The organism is Faecalibacterium sp. HTF-F, from assembly GCF_023347535.1.
GTDB classification, from domain to species: Bacteria; Bacillota; Clostridia; order Oscillospirales; family Ruminococcaceae; genus Faecalibacterium; species Faecalibacterium wellingii.
In genome coordinates, this window is the sequence record NZ_CP094473.1 from 643,582 (window position 1) to 670,135 (window position 26,554).

At 51.8% G+C, this 26,554-nt stretch carries 17 protein-coding genes, 1 tRNA gene and 4 pseudogenes; 13 read left to right on the forward strand and 9 right to left on the reverse strand.

The window, feature by feature from the left end:
- Nucleotides 1–359 precede the first annotated feature (359 nt).
- The 5 genes and pseudogenes from MTP37_RS03020 to MTP37_RS03035 all read left to right on the forward strand — a co-directional run.
- Nucleotides 360–1,205, forward strand: a complete 846-nt coding sequence (locus MTP37_RS03020; protein WP_249238148.1) for a MurR/RpiR family transcriptional regulator — start codon at nt 360–362, stop codon at nt 1,203–1,205.
- Nucleotides 1,206–1,392: 187 nt separating this feature from the next.
- Complete coding sequence (locus tag MTP37_RS03025) at nt 1,393–1,821, forward strand: helix-turn-helix domain-containing protein (protein ID WP_249238149.1); 429 nt, start codon at nt 1,393–1,395, stop codon at nt 1,819–1,821.
- Nucleotides 1,822–1,948: 127 nt separating this feature from the next.
- Nucleotides 1,949–2,440 (forward strand): annotated as a pseudogene (locus MTP37_RS03030) (replication initiator protein A); the annotation flags it as partial.
- Between the two features lie 461 nt (nt 2,441–2,901).
- Nucleotides 2,902–3,099 (forward strand): transposase, encoded by a 198-nt coding sequence (locus MTP37_RS13190; RefSeq protein WP_413784542.1) that lies wholly within the window; start codon nt 2,902–2,904, stop codon nt 3,097–3,099.
- Nucleotides 3,100–3,164: 65 nt separating this feature from the next.
- Nucleotides 3,165–3,293, forward strand: a pseudogene (locus tag MTP37_RS03035) (winged helix-turn-helix transcriptional regulator); the annotation flags it as partial.
- A gap of 370 nt (nt 3,294–3,663) precedes the next feature.
- Here the strand turns inward: MTP37_RS03035 and MTP37_RS03040 are convergent.
- Genes MTP37_RS03040 through MTP37_RS03065 form a run of 6 tightly spaced genes read right to left on the reverse strand, consistent with a single transcriptional unit; the run spans nt 3,664 to nt 10,089 of the window.
- Nucleotides 3,664–4,938: a GntP family permease gene (locus MTP37_RS03040; RefSeq protein ID WP_249238151.1), complete on the reverse strand. Its 1,275-nt coding sequence runs from the start codon at nt 4,936–4,938 to the stop codon at nt 3,664–3,666.
- A 6-nt stretch (nt 4,939–4,944) separates the two neighbouring features.
- The gene (locus tag MTP37_RS03045) at nt 4,945–5,772 is read right to left on the reverse strand and encodes a hypothetical protein (RefSeq protein WP_249238152.1); all 828 of its coding nucleotides are present in this window, start codon (nt 5,770–5,772) and stop codon (nt 4,945–4,947) included.
- Entirely contained in the window at nt 5,756–7,153 is a 1,398-nt protein-coding gene (locus MTP37_RS03050; protein WP_249238153.1) for a radical SAM protein, read from the reverse strand. Before MTP37_RS03050 ends, MTP37_RS03045 begins: the two co-directional genes overlap by 17 nt.
- Complete coding sequence (locus tag MTP37_RS03055; protein WP_249238154.1) at nt 7,150–8,328, reverse strand: aminotransferase class I/II-fold pyridoxal phosphate-dependent enzyme; 1,179 nt, start codon at nt 8,326–8,328, stop codon at nt 7,150–7,152. Before MTP37_RS03055 ends, MTP37_RS03050 begins: the two co-directional genes overlap by 4 nt.
- Nucleotides 8,329–8,341: 13 nt before the next feature.
- Nucleotides 8,342–9,253, reverse strand: coding sequence for an SDR family oxidoreductase (locus MTP37_RS03060; RefSeq protein ID WP_249238155.1), 912 nt, complete (start codon nt 9,251–9,253; stop codon nt 8,342–8,344).
- Between the two features lie 5 nt (nt 9,254–9,258).
- On the reverse strand, nt 9,259–10,089 hold the full coding sequence (locus MTP37_RS03065) for a hypothetical protein (RefSeq protein WP_249238156.1): 831 nt from the start codon (nt 10,087–10,089) through the stop codon (nt 9,259–9,261).
- Nucleotides 10,090–10,294: 205 nt separating this feature from the next.
- Between MTP37_RS03065 and MTP37_RS03070 the strand changes: the two genes are divergently transcribed.
- The 5 genes from MTP37_RS03070 (at nt 10,295) to MTP37_RS03090 (ending at nt 20,824) form a co-directional block, all read left to right on the forward strand.
- Entirely contained in the window at nt 10,295–14,785 is a 4,491-nt protein-coding gene (locus MTP37_RS03070; protein WP_249238157.1) for a DEAD/DEAH box helicase, read from the forward strand.
- Nucleotides 14,782–17,256 (forward strand): PIN domain-containing protein, encoded by a 2,475-nt coding sequence (locus MTP37_RS03075; RefSeq protein ID WP_249238158.1) that lies wholly within the window; start codon nt 14,782–14,784, stop codon nt 17,254–17,256. The genes MTP37_RS03070 and MTP37_RS03075 overlap by 4 nt, the downstream gene beginning before the upstream one ends.
- A 70-nt stretch (nt 17,257–17,326) precedes the next feature.
- Nucleotides 17,327–18,406: a hypothetical protein gene (locus tag MTP37_RS03080; RefSeq protein ID WP_249238159.1), complete on the forward strand. Its 1,080-nt coding sequence runs from the start codon at nt 17,327–17,329 to the stop codon at nt 18,404–18,406.
- The gene (locus MTP37_RS03085; RefSeq protein ID WP_249238160.1) at nt 18,406–20,247 is read left to right on the forward strand and encodes an AAA family ATPase; all 1,842 of its coding nucleotides are present in this window, start codon (nt 18,406–18,408) and stop codon (nt 20,245–20,247) included. The genes MTP37_RS03080 and MTP37_RS03085 overlap by 1 nt, the downstream gene beginning before the upstream one ends.
- A 10-nt stretch (nt 20,248–20,257) precedes the next feature.
- Nucleotides 20,258–20,824: a 4Fe-4S single cluster domain-containing protein gene (locus MTP37_RS03090; protein WP_249238161.1), complete on the forward strand. Its 567-nt coding sequence runs from the start codon at nt 20,258–20,260 to the stop codon at nt 20,822–20,824.
- Nucleotides 20,825–20,989: 165 nt separating this feature from the next.
- Here MTP37_RS03090 and MTP37_RS03095 read toward each other — a convergent pair.
- Nucleotides 20,990–21,214 (reverse strand): annotated as a pseudogene (locus MTP37_RS03095) (ATP-binding cassette domain-containing protein); the annotation flags it as partial.
- Nucleotides 21,169–21,654, reverse strand: coding sequence for a poly(ethylene terephthalate) hydrolase family protein (locus MTP37_RS03100; protein WP_256469119.1), 486 nt, complete (start codon nt 21,652–21,654; stop codon nt 21,169–21,171). The pseudogene MTP37_RS03095 and the gene MTP37_RS03100, both read right to left, overlap by 46 nt.
- A 409-nt stretch (nt 21,655–22,063) precedes the next feature.
- Between MTP37_RS03100 and MTP37_RS03105 the strand changes: the two are divergent.
- Nucleotides 22,064–22,345, forward strand: a pseudogene (locus tag MTP37_RS03105) (tyrosine-type recombinase/integrase); the annotation flags it as partial.
- Between the two features lie 64 nt (nt 22,346–22,409).
- Here MTP37_RS03105 and MTP37_RS03110 read toward each other — a convergent pair.
- Nucleotides 22,410–22,488, reverse strand: a tRNA-Leu gene (locus MTP37_RS03110).
- A 459-nt stretch (nt 22,489–22,947) separates the two neighbouring features.
- Between MTP37_RS03110 and MTP37_RS03115 the strand changes: the two genes are divergently transcribed.
- Nucleotides 22,948–23,997 carry a SpoIID/LytB domain-containing protein gene (locus MTP37_RS03115; RefSeq protein WP_249238162.1) on the forward strand — a complete coding sequence of 350 codons (1,050 nt, stop codon included), beginning with the start codon at nt 22,948–22,950 and terminating at the stop codon, nt 23,995–23,997.
- Nucleotides 23,998–24,127: 130 nt separating this feature from the next.
- Nucleotides 24,128–26,551, forward strand: coding sequence for a glycosyltransferase family 2 protein (locus MTP37_RS03120; RefSeq protein ID WP_249238163.1), 2,424 nt, complete (start codon nt 24,128–24,130; stop codon nt 26,549–26,551).
- The last annotated feature ends 3 nt before the right edge of the window (nt 26,552–26,554 follow it).

Genomic DNA, 26,554 nt, shown 5'->3' on the forward strand with positions numbered 1-26,554 from the left:
TTCATAAATTTTCAGAACAGCAATATGCATGATGCACAAAAATGTGGGATATATGATAAAATGCAAAGAAAACTCCCTTTACTCTCCTAAATTTATTACAAAATGGTACAAACCCATCACTTCTGTGGTGAAAAAGAATTTCTGAACAAAAATGTAAAATTGAAAAGGTTTTTCACAAAATGGCCTGTTTTTCCATCAAAACTGTGTGCTCTGCACAGAACTGCGGGCCAAAATGTGGGCAATGCGTCTCTTGCGAAGCGGGGGCGATTCTTTTATACTTTTTATAGAAGGTGAATGAAACGGTCGGCAGCGGTTCCGGGTCTGTGGACTGCTGCTCCGGAAAAGAGGAAAAAGAAAAAATGGCAACGAATTTTTGGGAGCTGCTGCAGCAGCATCAAGGCGACCTGACAAAATCGGGCCGCACCGTGGCAGAGTACCTCCTGCAGCATGCGGGGGAAGCGCAGTACCTGTCCATTTCCTCACTGGCAAAGGAATGCTGCGTGGCAGAGGCCACCGTGTTCCGCTTCTGCCGGGCGCTGGGGTTTGAGGGCTACCACGAAATGCGCATTGCGCTGGCACAGGCCAATGCCACCGGTGCGCTGGTCAACCAGCGTGTGCCGGAACCGGACGCCGACACGGCCACCCTGTGTGAGCACGCCAGTGCCCTGCTGATGACCACCATCAACGGCACGCAGAATGCGCTCTCGCCGGAAGCGGTGGACAAAGCCTCGGAGCTGCTGCGCAAGGCGCGGCAGGTGTACTGTCTGGGTCAGGGCGGCAGCATGCTGATCGCCAACGATATCTGCGCACGATTCGCCTGCATTTCCACCAAGTTCCGCACGGCGGGCGACAGCCATCTGCAGTTGGTCACGGCCAGCCTGATGACGCCGGAGGATGTGGTGCTGTTCGTCTCCTATTCCGGTGCTACCCGGGATATGCTGGAGACCCTGCGCACAGCCAGGGCGGCAGGCGCAAAGATCATCCTGCTGACCCATTACGAGGACTCGCCCGGCGCAAAGCTGGCAGATGTCGTGCTGCTGTGCGGTGCACAGGAAAGCCCGCTGGACTCCGGCAACATCCCCATCAAGGTGGCACTGCTGTACGTGGCAGAGGTGCTTGTGCTGCGCTACACCATGGATGACCCCCAGAACGTCATGGATGCACAGGACCGCACCAGCGAAGCGCTGGCGGTGAAGATGCTGTAAGAGAAGGGCCGGCCGATCCGCGGCTCTCCCGGAAAAAACAAATGATCCGAACCGGTCACTCCATAAAGGGAGATCTGGTTCGGATCATTCTGGTTTATCGAGTGCCGATGGTGGGGGTCGAACCCACACGGTATTGCTACCAATAGATTTTGAGTTTTTATCCTCATCTTCCATCTGGTGTCATCCAGTGATATCTAGTGATATCTGGTTTCCACTGTGCAAAGGCAAAATTCACGCCTCAACGAACAATAATTTGAAATATCCACGATTTTTCGATGCGTTTTCCCTCGACTCTGTTTTTTCGGTTTGGACCGCCCAAATGGAAATTGGAGGGATGCTCAGGAGGGATGCAGGGCAAAATGCTCCTCTGCTTAGGCACAAAACGAAAGGAAAGTCAAGGATAATGAATCAAAATCAAGCAAAAGAGTATTATGAAAAATTATTTGTGAACTATCCTGATGTGCTGTCTGTCGAAGAAGCAACAACTTTACTCGGTTTCAAAAGCCAGACTGCCATCATCAGAAGAATCCATCAACATAGAATTCGCTGCCTGAAAGTCGGACGATCTTTTATGATTCCGAAAGAATATCTCATAGATTATCTTTTAAGCGATTGATTCCATACCGACTATATATTACATAGCGCACTGCTTTTTTCAATGTCAAGAAGCTGTGCGCTTTTATTTTTTCAGATGGGAGGTCAAGTTTTGCACAGCAATAAGAACAGAAAGTTGAAAAAACAGCATGATCCTTGATTATTTCTATGGGCAGTCCGGAGAACTGTTTTCGTTCTACCGCATTCCCAAGGCTCTGTTTCAGGAGCCACGGTTCCAGAGCCTGTCAACCGATGCCAAAACGCTGTACGGCGTCCTGCTGGACCGCATGAGCCTGTCCGTGAAAAACGGCTGGCTGGACAAGCAGGACCGGGTGTTCATCCTCTTCACGATAGAGGATGTCAAGAGGGCATTGTGTTGCGCAGACAACAAAGCGACCAAGCTGCTCCGGGAACTCGAAAAGTTTGGTCTGATTGAACGAAAACGCAGAGGTCTGGGAAAGCCAAGTTTGGTGTATGTGAAGAACTTTTCAGCAGAATCGTCAAAATCAATATTCCAGAATCGTGATTTTCACGATTCTGGAGGCTTCAAAAACGCAAGTCAAGACCCTTCAAAATCACGATGTAATAGGACTAAAGAGAATGATACTGAAATGAGTGAGACTGATCCTTTCTATACCCAGACTACCGGAAGGCACGAGATGAGATGCAGGAGTTGATGAAAGCTCAGAAAAATGTAGAGATGTTTTTTGCAGAGGAAAAAACACAGCCGAAAAAGAGCCAACACGATAAACGAAATCCGCCGAGGATTCTTCCCGTTTTTTTCGGGAGGATTCCTCGGCGGATTTTTGCTTTGAGTAGCTTGAGCGAGCGACAACCACCAGCTCCGCTGGTGGAGTAGAAAATGCTTTAGCTATAAGATTCGAGCAAAGCGAGATGACAAAGAAATTGTCATCTTAGAAGATGCACTTTGCAACATAGCTCGTTAGAGCGGTAGGGCAGGTAATGCAGATGAAAGACGCTTGCTCGAGGCCCCTTGAGGGGCTTTGCCAGTAGGATGCCCTTCTAGGGCTTACTCAAGCCACCGGCTTAGCCGGTGGTTTTGACTTGAAAACTGATTTCTAAGAATGTGAATGCAAAGGCAGTGAGAAATCTGCTGGACAGCTCCGGTGTTCGATGCATTTATCTTCCACCATATAGTCCTGATTTGAATCCTATTGAAAAGCTCTGGTCGAAGGTGAAGTCTTTCCTTCGTAAATTCAAGGCACGGACCCTGGATGCTCTTCCGAACGCGATACAATGTGCTTTTCAGACAGTTTCGCCTTCTGAATGCTCAGGCTGATTCCATTCCTGCGGCTATTCGCCTTATTTTTGAAAATTGCTATAAGAGTCAAGAGAGGGAATACCATGTATCAGAAAAAACTGGAAAAAGACATCCGCTGTCCTTTGGAATACGGTTTGAGCGTATTCGGCGGCAAGTGGAAATCCCGCATCATCTGTGTGCTGGCCGCCAAAGAAACGCTGCGATACAGCGCATGGAACATGGTGCGGCCATCCAGATCTGCAACTATTCCGATAAACGATAAGTGCCGCACTCCAATTTTGATTTCGGAATGCGGCATTGACATCCGGCTTAACTCGCCTCTTATAGAATTTACCTTTTTAATCTTCTAGCCCATGGTTCCCAGCTACGTTCTTCAAATGTTCCTCCGGGGCACCGTTTAAAATCAATTCTGCACAGCCCCGTTGGTCCCTCACCGGCTTGACGGCATTGGTTCGAGTGTCCGCACTTCAATGCTTTCATTTTCAACGCCTATGCAGTTAGCGCGAGTACCTTTTGGACGGCTAATCTCAACAATTATAAGTCACAACTAAATGTCCAGTTTCTGCTTTACAGGCTCCGTATTCAGACCCATACATTCAACAGAAGCAGCAGGACTCCAAGCACTGCGAGCGGAATCATTGCACATGTAATAAAAACATACCGATATGTATCCCTCAAGCTGGTTTTCGCCAACTCGTTCGCAATGGCAACGCCAGTCGCATAGGGCATGGAATCTAATCCGCCGGATGCAATCGCAGTAATCCGATGTATCAGTTCTTTGGAAAACGTAATCTGCGCGATCTGCCCCGAAAACAGCTTATAATAGAGCTGCAAGCTGGCCGTGGAAGAACCTGTCACTGCCGCGATCACATTAATGGCAAGAATACTTGTCAGCACCGGCGATGTGGATATACGGAGCAGTTGTTGCAGACAAAGCCGAAAACCATCGGTAGACTGCACAAGTGCTCCATAACCCATGATGCAAGATGTTGCAGCCAGTGTCTTTAACCCCTGCATCGAGCCTTCGTTGATGCTTTTCTGAACAGAAACACCGGGGCGCTTCAGCACGATGCAAACGCCGATTGCTGCCGCCATAGCAGCGGCCACTGCGGCCCGGCTTTCGATCCCGACCCGATTCAAAAAAAATGCAACGCCCCACAGACAGATACATGGCAAGAAGGAAAGATAATCTGCCGGGGCGCTTTTCATCTTGCCAGCAACTGACGGTCCTGTGCCGACTGGCTGTTTTGCTGCGGTGGTATACCAAAAGTACAAATACCCTATGACACCAGTCAGCGCCGCTGCTACCGTGCCAAACAACGGCGCTGCATAGATGCTGGTGCCCAGAAAGCTGGTGGGGATCATATTCTGAATCGAAGGTGTGCCGGGCAACATCGTCATACACATCGTGGTTGGACAGAACAGCATTACAGCCGGCAGCAGATTTCTTGAAATATTCGCTTCTTGAAACAGTCTGGAAGCAATCGGATACACGGTAAATGCGATCACAAAGGTACCGATTCCCCCGTAGGAAAGTACAAAAGAGACTGCCAGAACCGCCAAAATCACCCGGCCCCGGAATCGGGCGTAGATCACACGAGCCATTGCATCCGACAGCCCCATGTCCTGCATATACCTGCCAAAGGTTGTTCCCAGAAGAAACAAAAGCCACCAGCTGCCAGCAAACTCTGAAAATCCCAGCGTATAGCTTTCCGCAAAGCCTTTGAACAGATCCATCCGGTTAAACAGCAGAATCAGCACACTGGAAAGCACACTAGCTACCGCCATGTTCCATCCGCGGAAGGTCAGCAAAATAAAAAGGACTACCGAAACGATCAGTCCCACAAATCCCAGCATATCAAATCATCTTCTTTCTGGATCAATGATCTCTTTCAGATACCATCCAATTTCTTCAAACGAACCGGATACGCTGAAAAAGGAATCAAATCCCGCCGCAAAGTCAAGCAGCTTTATCTGATACTGTTCTTTTTTGGCACAACCGAATATCTCATCGATCTGATATCGTTTTCCCTGAAACATCGGATCTTGCAAAAGATACTTTCCGCCGGACGCACGGCAGATAAGTTCCCGCCGCCGCTGTACCGACGATACAGGCGCACACCGCGCACCTGTACAGCCAAGCACAATACCGATTTTTTTAGCGGGTATCTGCTGCATCACACTCCCCTCATTGCGGGCATAACCCAGCATCTCCCGTTTTGCTCCGCGCAGGCGGCGTACCCGGTTGCCGGTGATGCAACCGCCTACCACAACATGATCATCTCCGATCAGAACGGCTCCTTGGAAAATTTTACAGAGCATATCTGCAAAATAAGATTTCCCGCCGCCAGGTTCGGCAAACAGAAATACCTGTTGTCCCGCAGCAATTACTGCAGCGCAGTGCAGCGGTATACTGCCCCTGTCCAGTAAAATGCCATCCGATGCTACCCGCAACACATAGCAAAAAGCCTCGGGTCCAAGGTCTGCCGGGAGTACGATTTCCCGGCTATCCGGCCGGACAGAAAATGTTTCTTTCCCGCTACAAAGCTGCCAGCAGTTCCAGTCAGGCAGCGCCGGCAGGAGCCAAAAATTCAGCTTTGTATTGACCGCATCAGAAGCAAGCAGTTCTGTTTCCTGCAGCGTTTCTGACAAGAGCTGCACCGGGCCGTCCCTCTCAACCAGAAGTTTCATCCCCGTTCCCCCAGTACAGCTGCTTTACACTGTAATTTTCCGGCTGATGCCGCACATATGTTTCACACCGCGCAATCATTTCGTCCAGTGAATCCAGCGCAGACCCGCAGCTCACCTCGGAATCAATGTAGCAGGGATGCCCTTTTCCGTCAGCACCAATGGTAATATCATTTTCCTGCAGGCAGTTTTCGCAGCCAGCCCGGCATGAAAGGCGGTAGACTGCGGCCCGGATCACGCCATGTTCACCTGTCACTTCGTATATCGTCTTTTTCCGGGTCTGCTCTGCCAGCCTGCACTGGTACGTTCCATCGGTTCCTGTCAGCAGATTCTGAACGATCTCGTTCTGTGGACAGTAATACGCAAAAAGTTCCGTCTGTTTTCGGGTCAGAAGCAACTCCATAAGGTTAACTGCCGTGATCCCGTTTTCATCCGCGTAGCAAAGCAACTCACGCATTGCCTGCGGTGAACTGTTGATCCCGCGCAACACAGTAACATTGAGACGGCATTCTATCCCCTGCGCACGGAGGTTCCGAAACAGCAGATCATAGGTCTCCCGCGGAATGCTGTATCCGTAGATCTGCCCGAACTGCGCTTCTCTGACGCTATGAAACGAAATATTCAGTTTTATCTTTCCCGGATAGTGCTTCAGTACCTTAATGCGTTCTTCTGACCACAGCACGCCATTCGTCGCAATTTTGATCCTGGGCGGATGATCCCAGCTACCGCAATACCGCAGAATGTACTCAACCGCCGGGAAGTACACGGCAGGTTCTCCACCCGTGATGGTAAGTTCTTCTAGGCAGGATTTTTTTGCCTGTATGAGGATACGCTCCAACTGCGGGAGCGTCAGGCTTACAGTCTGTGGGATGACAACTCCGTCATGATGGCAGAAGAAGCAGTTGAAATTGCAGGCATTCGTGATACTCAAGCGTAGCCGGATTGGTTTGTGCACTGTGTAACGGAGCAGTACTTTTATGCCGTCTCCGTGCCGTGTCTTGTCCGCGCCAATGATATCAAACCCTTTCCGAATCATGAGCCGCAGCATATTGGGTTTGTAGTTATCCGTGTTGCCTGTTACGAACTGGTATCCCCTCCCGGCTGCCTGCTGGATCAGCCAATCGTAGAATTGTGAAAAAACACCCTTGGCCTGATATTCCGGCAGTGTCCCGCCTACCCAAGCATGATAGCGTTTTTCCTCTGGAAGATCAATGACAACACAGTATCCCAAAATTGTTTTTCCCTGAAAGAAACCAATGTTTGCCAAACGCTTGCCGTTCTCCCTTTTGCGCTGATAGCTTTCCAGCGGAAACGGTTCATCATAGATCAGCGGGTGCAGCTTCACCAGCTTTTCTACGGAAACATCTTCTCGAAACTCAATCACAGAAACAGCCTCTCATATTCATGAATCCTTTCGATGTATCGATCGATCTGGTCATATTCTTCAAATGTAAAGGTTGGGATATTGACGATCTGCGCATAGTACGACTGCGCATTCAGATATGTTCCGACCGGATGCTTGGTAAAGTGCCCAATGGGGAACCGATCCGGCGCAAACAGTGCATAATCCGGGATTGGACGAGATTTCGGGATACTTATCTGCAACTGCTGGTCATTCATCCAGCGGATAAAATGTTCCCGATCAACTTTATATGCAGGGTCCAACCGTGGCATAAAGCCATACCACGCGCCCATTGACGTAACATAGTCGCGGCGGGCCATGGGCCGCAGAAAGGTACCCTGCAGCTGAGACTGAAAATATTCCAGTGTTCTGGCACGGGATTCAATCCAAGAAAAGCAATAGTTTTTCAGTTCGTGGTCGATCATCAGTGCAGCCAGCGGATGCATTCGGAGTTTCAGGCCATAGCCCGTCCGGTCAAGCGGCCGATAGATCTCATTTTTGACGCTCTGGGCAGGGCGCTTCAGATTATGCCCCAGAAGAACCGCCCGCTCGTAAAGATCCTGATCGTCTGTTAAAAGGATACCGCCCTCGCCGCCGGAAAGAAGCTTCCGCCCCTGCAGGCTCCAGCAGGCAACGTCTCCAAAAGTGCCGACATACCGACCCCCGTACTGCGCGAAATGAGCATGAGAACAATCTTCCACATAACGCAGGCCGTGTCGTCGGCACAATTCCAGCACCCGTTCCTTATCACAAGGGTGTCCCCACTGGTCGTTCGTCACAATGGCCCGGGTCTTTGGCGTGATCAGCTGTTCGATCTGTGCAGTATCAATGTTGCCCGTATCCGGTTCCACATCACAAAACACGATCTTTACGCCAAAATGCAGCAGTGGTGCAGCTGTTGCATGATAGCTGAATGCCGTGCAGATAACTTCGTCCTCTTCTGAAAGTCCAAGGGCAAAATAGGCCGAATACAGCGCCATCGTACCGGAAGATACGGCTAACGCATATTTCCGGTGGTGCAGTTTCGCAAAGTCGCACTCCAACTCGTGGATGATCCCGCTTTCGTCCGGGATCGAAAGCGGCTTTCCCTGATCGATATAATCCTTTACGAGATCGCCCATTTCCGGGATATAAGGCGGCCATCTGTATTTTTCCATAGATTTCTCCTTGTCAGTACGCCCTCAGACTCTCCTCAAAAGTCGGAAAGTCAAAGCCAAGTAGCCGCTCGGTCCGCGTGCAGTTCAGCGAAACATCCTTGGGACGGAGTTTATTTTCCGGGCCTTCTGGGCAGATGGTACCGGGATCAAGCCCATAATGCTGTGCAATAAGCTGACCCATCTCATACCGGCTGATACGGCCCTTGCCGCAGCAGTGCAGGATGCCGCAGGCCTGCTTTTCCAATACCGCATCCAGCTGACGGGCCAGAAGTTCCACATCTGTCGGGCTGACAAATTCATCTCGGGGCAGAACGATTTCCTTTCTATGTGCAAGACAGTAGCGAGTCTGCTGGATGATATAGCCCTGTACCGCCAGTTCCCGCTGCGCTTTGATTGAATCAAAATAAGCAAGCTGTTCTTCAGGGATCCGGCCAAATACCAGAGCTGTGCGGCAGATTGCCGCATTAGGATTCGCCCGCAGCAGCTTCTCTGCTTTTATTTTAAGTTCCCCGTAGTAGTTGATTGCCTGCACCGGCGCATCCTCTGCAGAATTGGCCGTTGTGCCGGGAAACACCTGATCACTAGACAAAAAGACCATTTGGGCCCCGGCCCGCCGGGCCAGTGCATAAAGGTATTCTGTTGCCAGATAGTTGGTACGGTACGCTCTTTCTGGGTCGTTTTGACACTGGAGCAGTGATTTTTCTGCCGCAGTATGAAGAACTGCATCGATTGTGTGCTCTGCAAAAACACGCTGCAGCAATTCTGTATCGCAGATATCCCCCTGATAAAAAAGCCCATTTCCTGTTTTCGGGAAAGCACCCGGTGTCTTATCAATACCGATGATATGATACTTTTCTTTTACAAATCTGACAAACGCGCTGCCGATAAAGCCATTGCACCCTGTCACCAGAACCGTCTTTTTCACTTTTCTCACCTGCTTAAAAATTGCTGCGTCTCTGCGGAGAAATCTTCTTTCCGGTAAGCGGTATTCATCACAGAACCCGGCACTCCAGTGTGGGCACTTTGCCGTCTGCAGAAGTCTGCAACCGCACTCTGCAGCATCTGCACAAGTTCCCTGTCTTCCGGTTGCATTCTTATTTCTGCCGGATTATACAGGAACTTGTTCAACAGCACTCCGGGGTAAAAGCTGCCTTCCCGGTAAAGCTGCGTCGGCAGGGTATAAAGCCGGATGTTTTCCGGCAGTTCCCTGCACGGCTTTTGGTAAACGAGTTGTTTTGCATCAAAGCTGCAGTAAGTGTTTGTGCTGTTTTCTACCGCGTCTGTCACTTTGATCCGGAAGCGGTCTTCTCCGGTAAAAGGCTCCTTTGCCAGCGCCCACAGATACTCCCGCGAAACAAAATCTGCCGAGATGTGAATGCTGTGTGCCACCAGCTTGGTCGAGACCATATCCGCAGTTCCGTTCTCAATCAGCTGCCGCGCAGCATTCCAATAACCGGGTCTCATGTACGGACACCGGTTCAGAGCCTGTGGGTCATCATAGATAAAGATGCAGTCCAGATCATCGCAGTCCGACAGAAACTCCGGATGCAAAAGTGCACTTTTATATCCCACCGAACCAACCGCCAGAAGCGAAACACCAGCTTGTTCTGCGTAGCAGCGCATTTCTCGGATCAGCGTCTGTGCATTTTCAATCTCCATTCTGTTCTCCATTTCCCACACGGATGTGCAGCTGATGCTTTTTTTGATAACAAGTATAGCATAATTTTCCGGTAAAGGAACAAAACGTTCAAAAACCGTCATTCTGTCTGTGTATTCAAAAATTCTTCATGCAATTTGCCAAAGCCTTCTGCAAAGCCGACCATTTCCATATCAACTGTGCAGATTTTTATTCATTCTACACAAAATTGCAGATTTGCATTGACACACTTTGAAGAAATCGCTACACTAGCCATAAGATTATAAGGTACTCTGTATAATAACACATTCCAGAAAAAGGAGCAAGCTTATGGCAGGACCTGGTTCGATAAAATTGATTATTGGGTTAGCGGGTGCTATCGTCACTGCCACCACAGGTGGTGTTCTACTTTCGGCTGTTGCAAATAAAAAGGAGGCATCGCCTTCTGATTCATCCGAAAACAATTGCGGCGATGCTCCCCGCAGTGACCCGCCTGAAGCAGCTGCACAGAATATCTCTCCGACTCCCGCTGCAAAGAGTCAGTCTCAATATGATGCTCCCATAGCATCGGCTTTGCACCCCGACAAAGTTACGGAGCCGGTAAAAGAAGAACTCGTTGCTCCTCCACCTGCCCCTTTGCAGGACACTTCCCCCCAAACAGCCGCTGTACCGAGTGCAGCTTCCTCTGAAACAAGTTCCTCGGACGCTGTCGCAGCCACCGTTAAATACAGTGTTCCGGCAGATATCCCCCCTGAATATACCGCAGACAGAAGTGAAGGTGGCAATATGGCCTATAACGAATCCATCGAGTTTGAAGTGTCCAATGGCGAAAATCCTGACGATGAAGCGTACGAATACAACGACGATGAAGCATTCGATGAAGAGGACGAATATGAGGATGATGAGCCGGAGATCGATAACCGCTATTTGTCCTATCAGCGGCGGCCGATCTGTATCCGGCTGAACATTAGTCCTCACAGCCGTCTGTCCCTCAGCGAAAGGCACCTGTGCCAACGGTTCCCAAATTTTAAGAAATTACAATATGAGAACCTGCTGCAGCGGGTCGTAGACGAAGTATTCCCGGACGGACTACAAAAACAAGTCTACATCACCAATCTTTCTTTTGAGTCTGACAAAGGTAACTTTCTGGGAATCCGCCCGGAGATCATAGATGGCGATTTTCTCAGCCGTCTTCTGCCGCCGGGTTATTCTCTACAGTTCCGGGGATACCCCAGCGGAAAAATGTTTGTTGTCGATGCTGTCTACGATGTTGCAGACCAGGGACTTCTGTGCTATGAGATTCCAGCAACCGTTATCCCTTACTCTGACCAGGGCCGTGTAAATGATAACTTCCTGTATCACATTGTAGCAGACACTGATTCGCTTGTGAAATATACACAGGAAAACCTTACCGACTGGAATAACTATCTTGACTGGAAAGAACAGCTTGCCAGCGTACAGGTTAAAGGATGTAAATATTACAAGCTGACCTATGACGCTGAAAAGAACCGTCTGGTGTTCTGGCTGGCATGTCCGAGTCAGGAATATTTCCAGAAATTCAAAAAGTATCTGCACCGTGATATACAGGCTTTCAAAAACAATTACTCTTCCGACCCGTGGAAATTCCAGTTTGCAGATGATGCAGGCGCCGATAAGAATAAGAAAAAATGGGTTGACCGGGGCATAGAACTTGGCCGGTACCGAGGCATCGTAAAAGAATATGCTCTTGCACCGGCATCAGACGCAGAATTTTCGGACGATTCTGAACTGGAAGAAAGCGATTTCAATGATCCCACCCTCGCCGAAGCCGCCTTGCGCCATGCACTGAAAACCCCTTATATCGTTCAGGTGGCCTTTGAGTTGAACCGTGCCGATCAGGAGACGATCAACGAACTCAACCTACAGGGCAGCGAAATTGCCGATTATGTCCGAGATAATGTCATTGGAAATTATGAGTCCAACGGCTTCCTTGCGCTTTCGGCAATTGGCGACCTTGTGCTGATCAAACGTTTCCGGATGGCCATCCACCGCCTTGAAAACTATGAATGCACGGCTCCTACTCTGGCAGTCTGGCTGTTTAATGTCTCGCAGGCGCGTCTGCCCACGGAGAAAGAGTTCAAAGATCTGCAGATCCAACACTGGCTGAACCCGGCGATTGCAGCGAACGAGAATCAGCAGGAGGCCGTGCGCAAAATGCTGGCCGCACCGGACCTCTGCCTGATTCAGGGGCCTCCGGGCACCGGCAAAACCACGGTGATTGCAGAAGCTATCTACCAGTTTGCTCTCCGGGGCAACCGCATTCTGGTAGCTTCCCAATCCAATGACGCCGTGGATAACGCGCTGGATCGTCTGGCCAATACGCCTGTGATCCGTGCTGTCCGCCTTGGCCAGAAGGGTCATCGTAAACGCAGAACAGACAAAGGTGTGGTGCAAAAATTTTCCGAAGACGCCGCGCTGGGCAATTATTATCAGGCACTTTCCCAGCAGATCTCGACAAACTGGCTGAACCCCTGGCAGGAACTGGACACAAACGCCAATGAGTACCAGAAAGCCATCCGTGATGCAGAATATTTCAATCAGGACATTGATGAATTCAATCAGGAACTTGCCCTCTGCACAGAAAAGATCATTGCAGAAAAAAAGAACTATTCTGACCAGAATGAAGCGCTGAAAAATGCTAATGAGGCAAATCAAATTCTTCAGGTAGAGCGCTTACAGCTGCAGCAACTAATCGATGTGATTCGGCAGGATGGCAAGGATACCATTCCGTTCTCCTTGACCGATGCTCAGCTGCAAATACTTCAGCCCATACTGGCCCCCGTTCTCTGTGCAGCCAAAGCACAAGGAATTTTCCTGATTCCTGCCGAGCAGACACTGGATACTGGAAATGCACAAGTCCAAAACGAGCTTCTCTCAACAGCGATCCGGCGTGGTTCCGCTCTTCCGCAGTTACTGGAAAAGGCCGAAGCCGCATCTGCTCATGGTTCGACAGCCAGTTCTGATTCTCAGGCGCTGCTCTTGCAGAAAGAATCCATTCAGGAGAAGATGGTTGCCCTTCTCAGCAGCGATGAAGATTTTGATCAACTTGCACGCCTGCGCAGTGAATTTCAGCGTATCCAGAAGATGCTCCAGGAGCAACATGGCGGCTCCGTCATCGTGCTGCAAGGTGAGCAATGCTGGCTTTCGAAAGATTTGCAGGACGCTCTCAACAACGATCACCGCGACGAAGCGATTCGTGCCCTGCGCAGCGTAGACACCGACTGGAAAGCCGCACTTGAGCACAGCGTTGCGCAGCTGTCAGAGTGGTGTTCGGCACAGACTGCGCAGGATACTGCACCTATCCGGGAAGCCCTGCGCATTTCTGAGGGACGGCTGAAAACGCTGCAGAACAGTTTGAATGAACTAAATGATAAGATCCAGCGCAAGAAGAATACTCTTGCAGAACTTTCTGCGCGTTACGGCCTGACCGGAGCAGATATCGACTCTGTTCTCTCCGGGCTGCGCGCATTGCAGAAGAAGAACCTTGACCAGAAAGGACAAGTCTCTGATTTCCGCACCGACTGGGAAAGCACTTTGCTGAAATTCCGGCAGAAACTGGATGATCCTGATACAGCCGTCTACGACCAGAAATATTACCAGAGCGACTACCTGCAGTCCTGCAACGTAGTGGGTATTTCCTGCACTGACGATATGCGCAATCTTTCCAGCATTAGCAGCAATTTTGACGCCTTTGATGTTGTGATCATTGACGAGGTAAGCAAGGCAACACCGCCGGAACTTCTCATCCCGCTGATGAGAGCCCGTAAGGCCATTCTAGTCGGCGACCACCGCCAACTGCCTCCCATGTTCAACGAGCACGAAAAGACCTATACCGAACTGCTTGACGATCCGGAAAACAGTCAGGAAGAACTGCGTTCCCTGCTGACGAAAGAGAACTTTGACCGCTTCAAGAAGATGGTCACCGCCTCCCTGTTCAAAGAGTATTTTGAAAAGGCCGATGACCGGATCAAACATTCTCTTTTGACCCAGTACCGGATGCATTCTGACATTATGCAGATCATCAACCGGTTCTACGACAATCGCCTGCAAAACGGGCTTTCCCCGGCAGAAGAAGCTGTGCAGCGCAGCCATGGCCTCACCATCCCGGGTGTGGATGGCAGCGCATTCATCCGCCCCGATAGCCATGCCTACTGGATTGATTCTTCCCACCTGCCTAACGGTAAAAATGTATATGAGACCTATCTGCGCGGCAGCAGTTCTGCCTGCAACCTGCTGGAAGTCGCCCTGATCATTGAACTGCTGAAAAAGCTTGCCGATGCCTGCCGGGCCGATTTTGCCGCTTCGGGCGTACCCCGCAGCGTAGGTGTGATCAGTTTTTACCAAATGCAGATCTCGGAACTGTGGCGCGCACTGCGAGACGAGCGGAAGCAGGGCTTTGACTTCAGTCCGCTTCAAATCGATATGAACACGGTAGACCGTTTTCAGGGCAAAGAAAAGAGCATCATTATCACAAGTCTGGTCCGCAACAACTCCAAGGCACGGGCCGGCGAGCATGTTATTTCGTTTGAGCGCATCAATGTAGCCTTTTCCCGTGCGCAGAACCTGCTGATCATCGTCGGTGCCAAGCACTTATACGAACGGCTGCAGGTCAAGCTGCCCAATATGGACTCGCCTGGTTCCCATACTGTCCGGATCTATCAAAACATTATGGACGATTTGAATCGGAAGGCCAGCCTGGCAGGCAGCGAAAAACTCATTACTCCGGAGTTGGAACAGCGCATCCTTGCGTGCATTCAAGAAAGCGGTGAAGCAGCAAAATGAAAATCGATGATGTAAGCCTTTCCTATCCCTTTATCCAGTACAGCGTAAGTGTTACGCACTTTACCGAACGGAAGCCAACGGCCATGGAATGGCTGATCTTGGAAGTGATCAAAACGGCCTCCGATAAACCCAAAATGTATGCCGATGTTCCTTTCGCTACGCTTCTGGAAGGTATTTTCAACATCACGGACGCCAATCTCCTGATCCTGCCCCGCCTGCTCTCCCTGCAGGATATGCAGGTGATCGAAGCCGATGGCTTGAGCGATGATACAGATCTCAGCCAGGTTTCCATGCGCACCCTACGTCTGACGCGCATCGGTGCCGAGATGCAGCGGACCGGTCAGTTGCCCACTAGACCCGGCAACGATGTTTTCTCTATCTTTTACGACCCCGTAAAGCACCAGCTGCTTGAGAGAGCTGACCGTACGGCTTACCGGGATAATTTTTCCGGCATCCCGGTCATCGCAGAAGATGCTGTGTTGGAAACTGACTTTCCGCAAGGGACAATCATTCACTTTTTGCAGCAGAAACAGCAGGAAGCGGCCCGCGCTTCCCGGTTATCGTGGCTGATGCCCAACACCAGCATCAAACATATCGAGCAGGCCGCCGCTGCGCTGCGCTGGAAAACAGCGGTCAAAGCATTCCACATGGCTCCCGGGTTTGCCTGCTCTGCCGAAGGTATAGACGACCCGGAACTGAATGCTCGTATTCTGGACAGCCTTGCCTTAGAAGCCCCCTCTCCTGCACAGCCGCTTCCCCGTGCCAATTTCGAGGACCCGGATGCTGACATTCAGGAGATCGTGCCCTCGGACGAACAAAGTGCAAAGATTCGCGAGTTTTTGCGCAGTGCTGATTTCTGCATCGTCGCTCAGGATATTTATTCCGATTCAGCCTTCTGCCAGACGCACAAAAAGCGCCATCTCCGAATCGCTTTTCTATCGGGCGCGTCCGAGTTTCATCTGGAACTGCGTACAGACACCCTTGTGGTTTCTCTTCCGGAGCAGCTTCTGGCACCCGGCACGCTTTTCTGCAGTCCCTCGCAAACACTTTGTCAGGCAGTTTTCCCGCTGCACGTACAGGAGCATTCCCGGGAGGCAGTGTTTACTTATGTACCGGCGGCACAGCCTCCCCTCAATGTGGCTGAAACCTGTGCAGCCTGCACTGATCGATACAGCCGCCAGGACCCACGCATCCTTCTGGTCCTGTACGAACTCGGCCTGAAAGATCTGTTTACCGAAAAAGTAAAGGCTCTGGCTTCACAGCAGCCATCTTTGGCCGCTCGGGCCAAATTGATTGAAACGCTCAATCAGTCAAGCAAGGCCGTCTATTGCCAGAACTGCCTGACACCGGAACTGCTGGAAAGCCTTCTGTTGGATCCTGCAGCAATCCGTTCTGCGTGCACGAGCGTGGATGCGGCCATTGCTTTTCTGACCGAGTGCGAAGGCATCCGCGATTTCAAACTCTCGGATGCCTTATATCGAAATCTTCTGGAGCAGGTTTTAACCACACTGCCTGCTCCAGAAACTTCAGAAGAACTCTATCGGCTTTGGGCACATATTCGTGCTTTCAAGGGTGCCCATCTGATCTGGGTGGGTCAGTCTGGCCGCTACCGCCCGCTGTACCGTGAAACCGTGATCCAAAAGCTGCTGCTATCCTTTGATTCGGACACCTTTGGTGAAGAGTACACCCCGGTCGAGCAGGTCATCGGCCAGCTGCGGCGGGCATATCTCCGCTGTCAGGAGTTGCTGCCGGAATTAAACTTCAGCGCACCTCTCAGTGAAGAAAGCATCCGTGAAGCAGTACTGAACGACCACAGGGAGGAACTTCCGGCGCTGCGGGAAGAGCTCCGGCTCTGGAACGAGAATCTGGAACGATTCGCTACCCGGGTCGGTCCGGTGGATCACTTTACCGCAAATGCCCCGGCCTTTGCCTATGCCATTACTGTAATGCAGCATTTAGCGGAAAGCATCAGCATCTTCTTTGATGATGCCGCCTTGAAATACAGCCGGGTCTGCATTGTTGACACCTGTGCTTTGATGAATGATCCGGAACTGCCGGCTCTGTTTTCTGACGGTATGTCCATGCTGATCGTCCCTCAGGTCGTGCTGCGGGAACTGGACGGGCTCAAACAGTCCGCAGACGAGGAAAAAGCTCTGGCCGCCCGGCGTGCCATTCGCAGCATCGAAAGCTATTCCCGTGCCGACTGGTTCAATCTGTCTGAAGAAGGACATCCGGAACTGCTCAGTCCCGATTTGGGCGACCCGCAGAGTTCAGACAATCTGATTCTCTCGGTCGCGTGCCGCTATATTGCCAAACGGCCGGTACTGCTGACGGATGACACAAATCTTCGGAACAAAGCCGCATCTATGCACATTGATGCAATAGGCGGGCGAAGCTTCCGGTTGTCCAAAGAGCACGAGATGTCCGCGCAGCCGGATTGCCGCACCGAAAAAAAGAAGAAAAAACGCTAATGGAGGTGTATATGTCATGAGCCGATCCTATGAATATTCCTATGAACTGCAGCGTGCCGCAAGGCAGGCAGTGTTCAACGCCCGTGTCCGTGAGACTACAGAGCGGTTCTATCAGCGTTATCTGGAGCAGTTTCAGCAGATGCAACAGCAGGGGTACGAGGCCTATATTCCGGATGAGATGCAGCGCCTGCAGAACGATCTTTCCCTGATCCGCCATCTTCTTGTGACAGACCCTGCAGAGGCTCGGGAAATCAGCTTCACCGTCGGCAGCTATATCCGCTCGCTGTGGCCGCTGGGGCGGAGTGCAGCCGCTGAGTTTGCATTTGCAGAGCGCCAGCGCACCGAGGCCCGCCGTTTGGAAAAGCAGCAGACGCAAAACGCTTTGATGAATGAATATTACCGCTACATCGGCGCGATTCCGCCTGCTGTTGTTCACTTTGCGCAGAACGATCTGCTTGCTCTGCGGCAGAAACTTGAAAGCGGAGCAGGCGGTTCCGTGTCGGAACTTCAGCATCAGATCAGCGAGATTACACAGCAGGCAGAGCAGAAAGCCGCCGACTGGAAAAGACAAAAGATCCAGTCACACAAAAAGGCAGATCTTGCTTCCCGGCTGGAAGAAGTACAAGCATCCGTCCAACAGGAAAAAATTGAAGATCAGCAGGCAGCAAAGGAGTTTCTTGCCCGTTTGGAAAGCCTGCAGAACGATCTGGCCGGCGGCACCTGCTCTGTCGAAGCAGCCGAGCAGGAGATCTCACAGATCGAAACACAAGTAGATGATGTTCTGATTACCGAAGAAGTTCGGCGTCAAACCGTCCGTTCCATCGTAAAGCAGCTCCGCAGTCAGGATTTCATGGTCAGTGCGCCTACGGTCATAAAAAACGACAGCGGCAGTTTTGTGTGTATCACTGCAAAAAAGCCTTCCGGAAAGCGTGCAGAATGTCAAATCGACCTGAAGGGTAAGATTCGCTACAAATTTGATAAGTATGAAGGTATGACCTGCCTGAAGGATATTGAACGCTTCAATGTCGATCTGGATAAGATTTATTCTGTCAAACTCTCAGACGAGCGCGTTTTGTGGAGTAACCCTGATCGTCTCAGCAAAGATGCTGATCAGATGCCCACGGGCAGCACAGAAAGGAGGCACCTGTAATGGCTCAAGAATCATGTGATCTCTGGCTGGAGCGTTTCAAGCGGGAAGCCGGCATCAAATCGGCTGTGATTCTCTCCGGCAATACATCTGATATCATGCGGAACCCTCAAAATAACGGTGTTTATCAGCCCGTCCTGCAGGTAGTGATCGACACCCTGCGAAGCTGTAAGTATACGTCTATCATAAAATGGGATCGTGTGGATGGTGTCGATCCCAGCCTTTCCGATCCGGTCATTCTCCTCAATACGCCGCCAGCCGCCAGCTCTGATACTTATGATTTGGGAGACGACCTTTCGGATACTTCCGGCAGCAGTACTCCTGCCTACCGGGATCCGGACGAGTTTTTTCCATATCTGCTTGATCTGATCCGGCATGGCACCGGAAAAACCGCCTTTATTCTGGATTATTCGGACTATCTTTTCGGAAACGCCAATTCTCTCTCGGAAAAAGAACGGAACTATCTAGCTACTTTGGGCAAGGCTCTGCAGCTGGGACGTTCTTATGATATGCTCTCCACAGCAGAGGAAGCAGGAAACATTGTAGTGTTGGTCACAAAGAACAGTGCATCCATCCCGCCGTCTTTCTATCTGAACAATCCCCTCGTCAGCACGATCAATATTCCGCTGCCCGGACATACGGAACGAGAAATGTTTACTAAGACTAACCTTTCTCTCCTGCGGATCGATCAGGATCTTACTCATGACATCACGCTGATGGCAGATTTCATTGATGCTTTGGACGGCTTTACGTTGTGCGAGACCGCACAGCTTTTCCGTCTCTCCCGGCTGCTTGCCTCAAACTCCGACAGCCGCATGACTTTTGAAAAGCTTATCAACCTGTATAAATATGGTGAGAAAACCAGCCCATGGGAGGAACTTTCCAAGGAGAAGCTGACGCAACTCGAGGAACGGCTGGGGCAGCGGGTAAAAGGGCAGAATGAAGCGATTCGCAAAGTCAAAGATGTAATCATCCGTGCATACACAGGTTTTTCAGGCCTACAGCACTCAACAAAACAGCGCAAGCCCAAAGGCACGCTGTTCTTTGTTGGTCCCACCGGTGTGGGCAAAACAGAACTGGCTAAATCGCTTGCAGAATTTGTCTTTGGCGATGAGACTGCCTGCATCCGCTTTGATATGTCGGAGTATAACCATGACCATAGCGACCAGCGATTGGTTGGTGCCCCTCCGGGCTATGTCGGCTACGAAGCTGGCGGCCAGCTGACCAATGCCGTCAAAGAGCGGCCATTCTGCGTACTCCTCTTTGACGAGATTGAAAAGGCCGATGGCAAAATTCTGGACAAATTTCTGCAGATTCTGGAGGACGGGCGTCTCACTGATGGTAAAGGAGAAACGGTTTCCTTCTCGGAATCCATCATCATCTTCACCTCAAATATCGGCGCAGCACATGTCAGTGCCGATTTGACTCCTTCTGCGGCTCGGAGTTATTTTATCCAAGAAGTACGGCAGCATTTTATTGAAAACCTGCATCGTCCGGAACTGCTCAACCGTATTGGCGATAATATTGTTGCATTCAATTTCATTGAAGATCCGGCAGTATTTGCCCAAATTGCAAAGAGCAAGTTCAAGGGTATTGAAAACTTTATCCGCGAACGATACAAGGCTGAACTGGTATTTCGTGACGAAACTACGGCTTTTCAGGCAATCGCTGGTAAGGCGGGAAAAGAAAATGGTGGACGCGGCCTGCTGAACGTAATGGAAAGCAGCATCATCAATCCCCTATCGGAATTCGTTTTCGAAAATTCCGAATCCTTAGCCGGACGTCAGATTGTGATCTGCCAGTTCGACCCTGCAAAAGCCTTTTTTACTTTTGAGTTGGAATGAGGTTCCTAATATGGGATTTTTGAACCTTGCCTCAGTGCGCCCGTGCACAGAAGCCGAGGGCCCCGGAAAACGGTTTGCTATCTGGGTCCAAGGCTGCCGCCGCAAATGCCCCGGCTGCTGCAACCCCGAGATGCAGGAACTCCGCCGAAACACTATTGTAGACACGGCAGATCTTATCCGCTTGATTCAGACTGCCCGCGAAAATCATGAGATCGAGGGTGTTTCCCTGATCGGTGGAGAACCGCTCCTGCAGGCCGAAGGCCTTTCTGAAATCGCTGTCTGGTGCCAATCTGAGGGTCTGTCGGTACTCGTTTTTACAGGCTATACCTATCAGACGCTTCAAACATCCGAGGACAAATCCGTTCAGCTTCTTCTAAAGCATACCGACATTCTCGTAGATGGTCCTTTTTTACAGGAACTTTACGACGAAAAACGAACCTGGGTCGGTTCTCAAAATCAGCACGTGATCTTTCTGACAGATCGGTACACGCCGGGAGTCGAATATGAGTACTCTGATCGTACCATGGAACTACTTATTTCCGACAAAGATATCCTGATCAACGGCTGGCCGTTCTGACAATAGAAAACGATTCATCAAATTTCATCAAATTAAAGCATTGATATCATCACATAGCCTGTATCTCACGGATGCAGTTCAAGAGTTTGAGCGTTCCCGACAAGTATTTTTGCCTTATGATAGGCAGGGGCCTTTTTATTTTTCGCCAGCTTTTCCTACACCTTCTCAGATTGTCCGGTTCTGGCTTGTCGACTGCAGATTCACCATGTGGGCGTACAGCTCTGCCGGGCTGCCCTGCTCGGCCACGGTGCGGATCAGCCGGGAGAGCGCGGTCTGAATGAGGGTCTCATTTTCCACGTCCAGACTGGCGGTGGCCTCATCCAGCAGGATGATGGGCGCATCTTTCAGGAAGGCGCGGGCAATGGAAATGCGCTGACGCTCGCCGCCAGAAGGAATACCGGAATATTCGTTTTGTCCGGTTCGTAGTGCATATTCAGTGCTTCTGCCAGATCCAGTTGTGTGGGAGAAAGGCTGACCGCACAAGTGTACAAACTACCGTGCGGCTGTTCGTTGATAGCGTTGAACACGCCCACGCCGCCCTGTGAGTGACCGGAAAATCCGATGTGTTCCTCATCGAATTTCTGATAGAAGCGGCTGTCAGGATTCTCATTTTCATTCAGAAGCCATGCCAACGTCGTATCTGCCGAACTGCCAGAGCAAGTGCTTGGGTCTTCATTGCCAATGACGATGAATCCCCACGAAGCCAGATGCTTGAAGAGTGCTGGATATTTGGAGCTATACACACCCGTGCCATTCACCATCACCACAACAGGATAGCTTTTGGCGCTCTCTGTCAACTCCTTGGGGTAATAGACATTGATATTCCCCATTCTTCTTCGGTGGACACTTCCATATGTTCCACCTGCGAGGCACCCATCGCCAGATATTTTGCTTCCAGTTTGCCGTCTGTTTTAACAATCTGCGTGTATAGCAATTTTCAATAATACAGCACAATACTTTAACTTTTGAGCAAAAAGAGGTATAACAGAGGCAAAGAAGATGAGAACTATGCTGCACAATGAAGCTCGAAAATTGATTCTGGAAGCATATGACAAAGGCGTTAGCGTAAAAGAACTGACAAAGTGCTTTTCTGTAAACAACTGTTCGATATATCGTTTGCTGAAGCGTCGGAACGAAACAGGCAGCTACGAAACTCAAACGAATCTCCGTGGAAAGAAGCCCAAATTGTCAGATGTAGATCATCAGCACATCCTTTCGCTTCTGGAAAAACAGCCGGATGTAGACCCGATGGGGAAGCGGATTCGGCCCGACTTTCTGAGTCAGCATTTCCCGGATTTTCTGGTAGCACACCAGATGAAGCGTATCCGCTTTCACGATCTGTGCCATAGTTGTGCCGGTCTGCTCTATGCCAATGGCGTGAGCCTGAAGGAAATCCAAGAGTGGATCGGTCACAGTGACATCAGCACAACAAGCAACATTTATACACATCTGGATTTCTCCAGTAAGGTGTCCTCGGCGAATGCAATCGTCAGTATCTTCCCAGAAAACACCAAAGTATAAGAAACTGAGCAGAAAAAGAAAAACAGCCAAAAATCTTTCGATTCTAAGCTGTTTTATGATGGAGTGCCGATGGTGGGACTCGAACCCACATGGTTTCCCGAACGATTTTGAGTCGTTTGCGTCTGCCATTCCGCCACATCGGCTTATATTCAATTTTGGGACATTAGTACCGGTTTCTGAAGATTGGAGGGATGTTCAGGAGGGATGTAAGAAATTCTGCTTCGACAAACTTTCAAAATTCAACGCACAATCGTGAATTTCTTGCACAGACAAGAAAAATCACGAAGCGGATTTTGAGTCTACATCGTCTGCCATTCCGACACATCGGCTGATATCATGATTCTGAAAGAACATTGCTATTATAGCGGATTTTCGGAACAAAATCAAGACTGAGTTTCCTGCAGCTGCAAAAATCGAACGTCTGCCGAGAACGGCGGCACCCTGCGCCGTCAGCCGGAAACACTGCCGGAGAGCCGCCCTGCACAGGGAGCAGCTCTCCGGTTTCTTTGTGTCCGGGAGAAAAAACGAAAGCCCAGTCCTTGCCCGCGGGCGCAGGCTGTGTTACACTGTAAAAAACATGGGATACTAGGAGGAGATCACTTTTGAAACATCTGCATCGGTTTGTGCGCCGCGCGGCGGCGTTTGTGCTGGCGGCTGTACTGTGCGTTTGCGTACTGGCCCCGGCGGCTTCGGCAGCGGTCACCATTGGCGGGGCGGATACCACCCTGATCCCTGCCGAGGAGGAAAACTGCCTTGCGTGGCTGTTCGGCTCTTCGGATACGATTACCATGCCCTACCTGAACATCAAGGGGCAGGGCCTGCGGCGCAACGTCACGCTGGATCTGGTGGACTGTCTGGTGGGCATCACCTACACCGAGCTGGGGTCCATTGGCAGCTATGTCAGTGCCAGCGCCGCCCAGCAGGCGTGGAAGGCACAGGCGGTGGCCATCCATTCCTATCTGGAATACCACAAGCAGTACGGCTCCTCGTCCAATGCCCTCATCTACACCCCGGTGGATCAGATCCCGTCCTCGGCACGGGAGGCAATCCGCAGGGCGGTGGAGCCGGTGAAGAACGAGGTGCTCACCTATAACGGCAGCGTCTGCGACGCCGTGTGGTCGGCCAGTGCGGGCTACAACACCCAGACCGGCGTGTACGGCACCTGTTCCAGCCGGGACGCATGGGGCACCGATGTGCCGTATCTGCAGAGCGTGGAGAGCCCCTACGAGGAGCAGTACCACAACAAGCTGCGCCGGGTCATCGGAAAAGACTATACCTATAAAGAGTACAACGACAGCCGTACCGGTGAGCCCTACGTCAGCGCCGACACCACCCACAAGGATCTGGGCGGCTTTGTGCAGTACAACACCTTTGTGTCCAATGGCCGCAGTTACCGCTATATCGGCCAGTTCGTTTCCTCCCGTTACTGCTTCGACTTTGGCGCGGACGAAAGCGGCACGCCCTGCATGACCTACTACGGCTTCGGCCATGGCGTGGGCATGAGCCAGTGCGGTGCTGTGGGCTACGCACAGGAGCAGGGCATGGGCTACCGGGAGATCCTGCGCCACTACTACACCGGTGCAGGTATTTCCGCTTCCGGCAGCTCCGGTGATGGGTTCTTTGGCTGGCTGCACAGACTGTTCCACTGGTAAACAGCGGAAACCGGCAAAGAAATCCGGCAAAAACCTTCTCAAATCGTGCCGGATTTGGTATACTATAAATTGTGTGATTTTTTGAGAGATCATTTTAAGATAAAAAAGTTCCATAGGAGCGGAGATCGGAATGGATCAGGAAAAAGAAACCAAACGACAGGCCGAGCGCTGCCGTGCACTGGCGCAGCGCATCGTGCGGGAGCTGACCCCCGCCAGCATTCAGGTGCTGGGCGGCAGCGGCGCACTGGCCGAAGCACTGGAAAAGACCGGCGCACAGCTGCTGCCGGAAAACGCAGAACTGGGCACCGCTGCCCTGCTGGTGGTGGAGGACCCGGAATGGGTGGATCTGCCCGCACTGCAGTGTGCACAGGTGCTGCTGGTATGCACCGATGCATCGGCCATGGCTGACTGTGCAAAGCAGCTGGCCGCACAGGGCCTTTACCGGGATTTTGAGTGGAAGAACCGCGGCAAAGCCCAGCAGACCGCGCTGTTCTGCCGCAGCGCCGCTGTGCAGGATGCACAGCAGCTGCTGGCAGGCTACGAGATGACGCTGGACGATCTGCGAGAGCGGATGCAGCAGGCCGAGCGCACTGGCGAAGAGCAGACCGCCCAGCTGGAACGCCTGCGCAGCGATCTTTCGCTGAGCCGCAGCCACGAGAAGGATCTGGAAAAGACGTTGAACAATGTGACCAGCTCTACTTTCTGGAAGATGAGCTGGCCGCTGCGCTACTTTGTCAGCAAGGGCCGTCAGCTGGCACACACCTTCCCGCCGTTCGTCTTTCTGGGCCAGCTGCGCCGGGTGGGCATTTCCGGCGTGCGTGCGCAGGCAAAGGCCAAAAAGGAATATGCGAAGCTGTTCCCGGGCAGGACCATGCGCGCCGACCGCTTTGCCAGCGCAGAGCTGCTGGTAAGGCAGGCGGCCGACCAGCCCGCCGCGCCGCGCATCAGCATCGTGGTGCCGCTGTACAATACGCCGCAGCAGTTTCTGGTGGAGCTGCTGGACTCGGTGCAGAACCAGACCTATCAGAACTGGGAGCTGTGCCTTGTGGATGCCGGGCAGGACGAGACGGTGGGCCAGACCGTAGCAGCCCGTGCTGCGGAAGACCCCCGCATCCGTTACCGGAAGCTGGAAAAGAACGAGGGCATTGCGGGCAACACCAATCAGGGCTTTGCGCTGGCAACGGGTGAGTTTATCGCCCTGCTGGACCATGACGACATCCTGCACCCGTGTGCTCTGTGGTACGTGGCACAGGCCATTGCCGAACAGGGTGCAGACTTTGTGTACACCGATGAAGTGACCTTTGAGGGCGACATCGACCACCTGACGGTCTACCACTTCAAGCCGGATTATATGCTGGACAATCTGCGCTCCAACAACTATATCTGCCATCTGAGCGTGTTCAGCGCAAAGCTGCTGGCCGCTGTGGGCGGCGATGAGCGCGCGGCGTTCAACGGCAGTCAGGACTACGACCTCTATCTGCGTCTGACCGAAAAGGCGCACAAGATCGTGCATATCCCGCACCTGCTGTACTACTGGCGCTCCAGCCCCACCAGCGTGGCAAGCAACATTTCGGCCAAGACCTACTGTCTGGAAGCTGCGGTCAAGGCCCTGTATGCCCACTACGAGCGTATGGGCATCCCGGTGGACGAGGTGTCCATGATCCCGGGCACGCCGGGCTTTTACAAGACGGACTACACCATCACAAAGCCGGGCCGGGTCAGCATCCTGATCCCCAGCTGCGACCATTCCTCCGACCTGCGCACCTGCGTGGAGTCCATCTGCCGCAAGAGCACCTATGATGACTTCGAGATCATCGTCATTGAGAACAACAGCAGGGAGCCTGCCACCTTCCGCTGCTATGAAAGGCTGCAGAAGGAACACCGGAACCTGCGGGTGATCACATGGCAGGGCACCGGCTTCAACTACAGCGCCCTGAACAACTTTGGCGCAAGGGAGGCCACCGGCGAATACCTGCTGCTGCTCAACAACGATACGGAGGTCATTTCTCCGCGCTGGATCGAAGAAATGCTCATGTACGCCCAGCAGGACCGTGTGGGCTGCGTGGGCGCAAAGCTGCTCTACCCGGACAACACCATCCAGCATGCGGGCATCGGTTTCGGCTTTTTGACCCTTGCGGCCCACATGCACAAGAACTTCCCGGTGGGCCACCCCGGCTATATGGGCCGTCTGGTCTATGCACAGGATGTGTATGCAGTCACTGCCGCCTGCCTGATGGTGCGCAAGAGCGTCTACGAGCAGGTGAACGGTCTGGACGAGAGCTTTGCCGTGGCCTTCAACGATGTGGACTTCTGCGTGCGCGTGCGCGAGGCGGGCTATACCAACGTGTTCACCCCCTTTGCCCAGCTGTACCACTATGAGAGCAAGAGCCGTGGTCTGGACGAGAACCCGGTCAAGCGCAAGCGCTTTATCTCGGAGGTGGAGCGCTTCCAGAAGCGGTGGGCAAAGCAGCTGGCCGCAGGTGACCCCTGCATGAACCCGAACTTTGACCTGATGAAAGAGGACTTCAGCTTTGACATCAAACCGCTGGAGTGAACG

Bases quoted from the DNA above. Each gene is read 5' to 3' on its own strand.
- MTP37_RS03040 (WP_249238151.1), bottom strand. From the start codon at position 4,938: ATGCTGGGATTTGTGGGACTGATCGTTTCGGTAGTCCTTTTTATTTTG.
- MTP37_RS03065 (WP_249238156.1), bottom strand. From the start codon at position 10,089: ATGACGGTTTTTGAACGTTTTGTTCCTTTACCGGAAAATTATGCTATA.
- MTP37_RS03085 (WP_249238160.1), top strand. From the start codon at position 18,406: ATGGCTCAAGAATCATGTGATCTCTGGCTGGAGCGTTTCAAGCGGGAA.
- MTP37_RS03070 (WP_249238157.1), top strand. From the start codon at position 10,295: ATGGCAGGACCTGGTTCGATAAAATTGATTATTGGGTTAGCGGGTGCT.
- MTP37_RS03075 (WP_249238158.1), top strand. From the start codon at position 14,782: ATGAAAATCGATGATGTAAGCCTTTCCTATCCCTTTATCCAGTACAGC.
- MTP37_RS03055 (WP_249238154.1), bottom strand. From the start codon at position 8,328: ATGGAAAAATACAGATGGCCGCCTTATATCCCGGAAATGGGCGATCTC.
- MTP37_RS03120 (WP_249238163.1), top strand. From the start codon at position 24,128: ATGGATCAGGAAAAAGAAACCAAACGACAGGCCGAGCGCTGCCGTGCA.
- MTP37_RS03045 (WP_249238152.1), bottom strand. From the start codon at position 5,772: ATGAAACTTCTGGTTGAGAGGGACGGCCCGGTGCAGCTCTTGTCAGAA.
- MTP37_RS03100 (WP_256469119.1), bottom strand. From the start codon at position 21,654: ATGGGGAATATCAATGTCTATTACCCCAAGGAGTTGACAGAGAGCGCC.
- MTP37_RS03090 (WP_249238161.1), top strand. From the start codon at position 20,258: ATGGGATTTTTGAACCTTGCCTCAGTGCGCCCGTGCACAGAAGCCGAG.
- MTP37_RS03020 (WP_249238148.1), top strand. From the start codon at position 360: ATGGCAACGAATTTTTGGGAGCTGCTGCAGCAGCATCAAGGCGACCTG.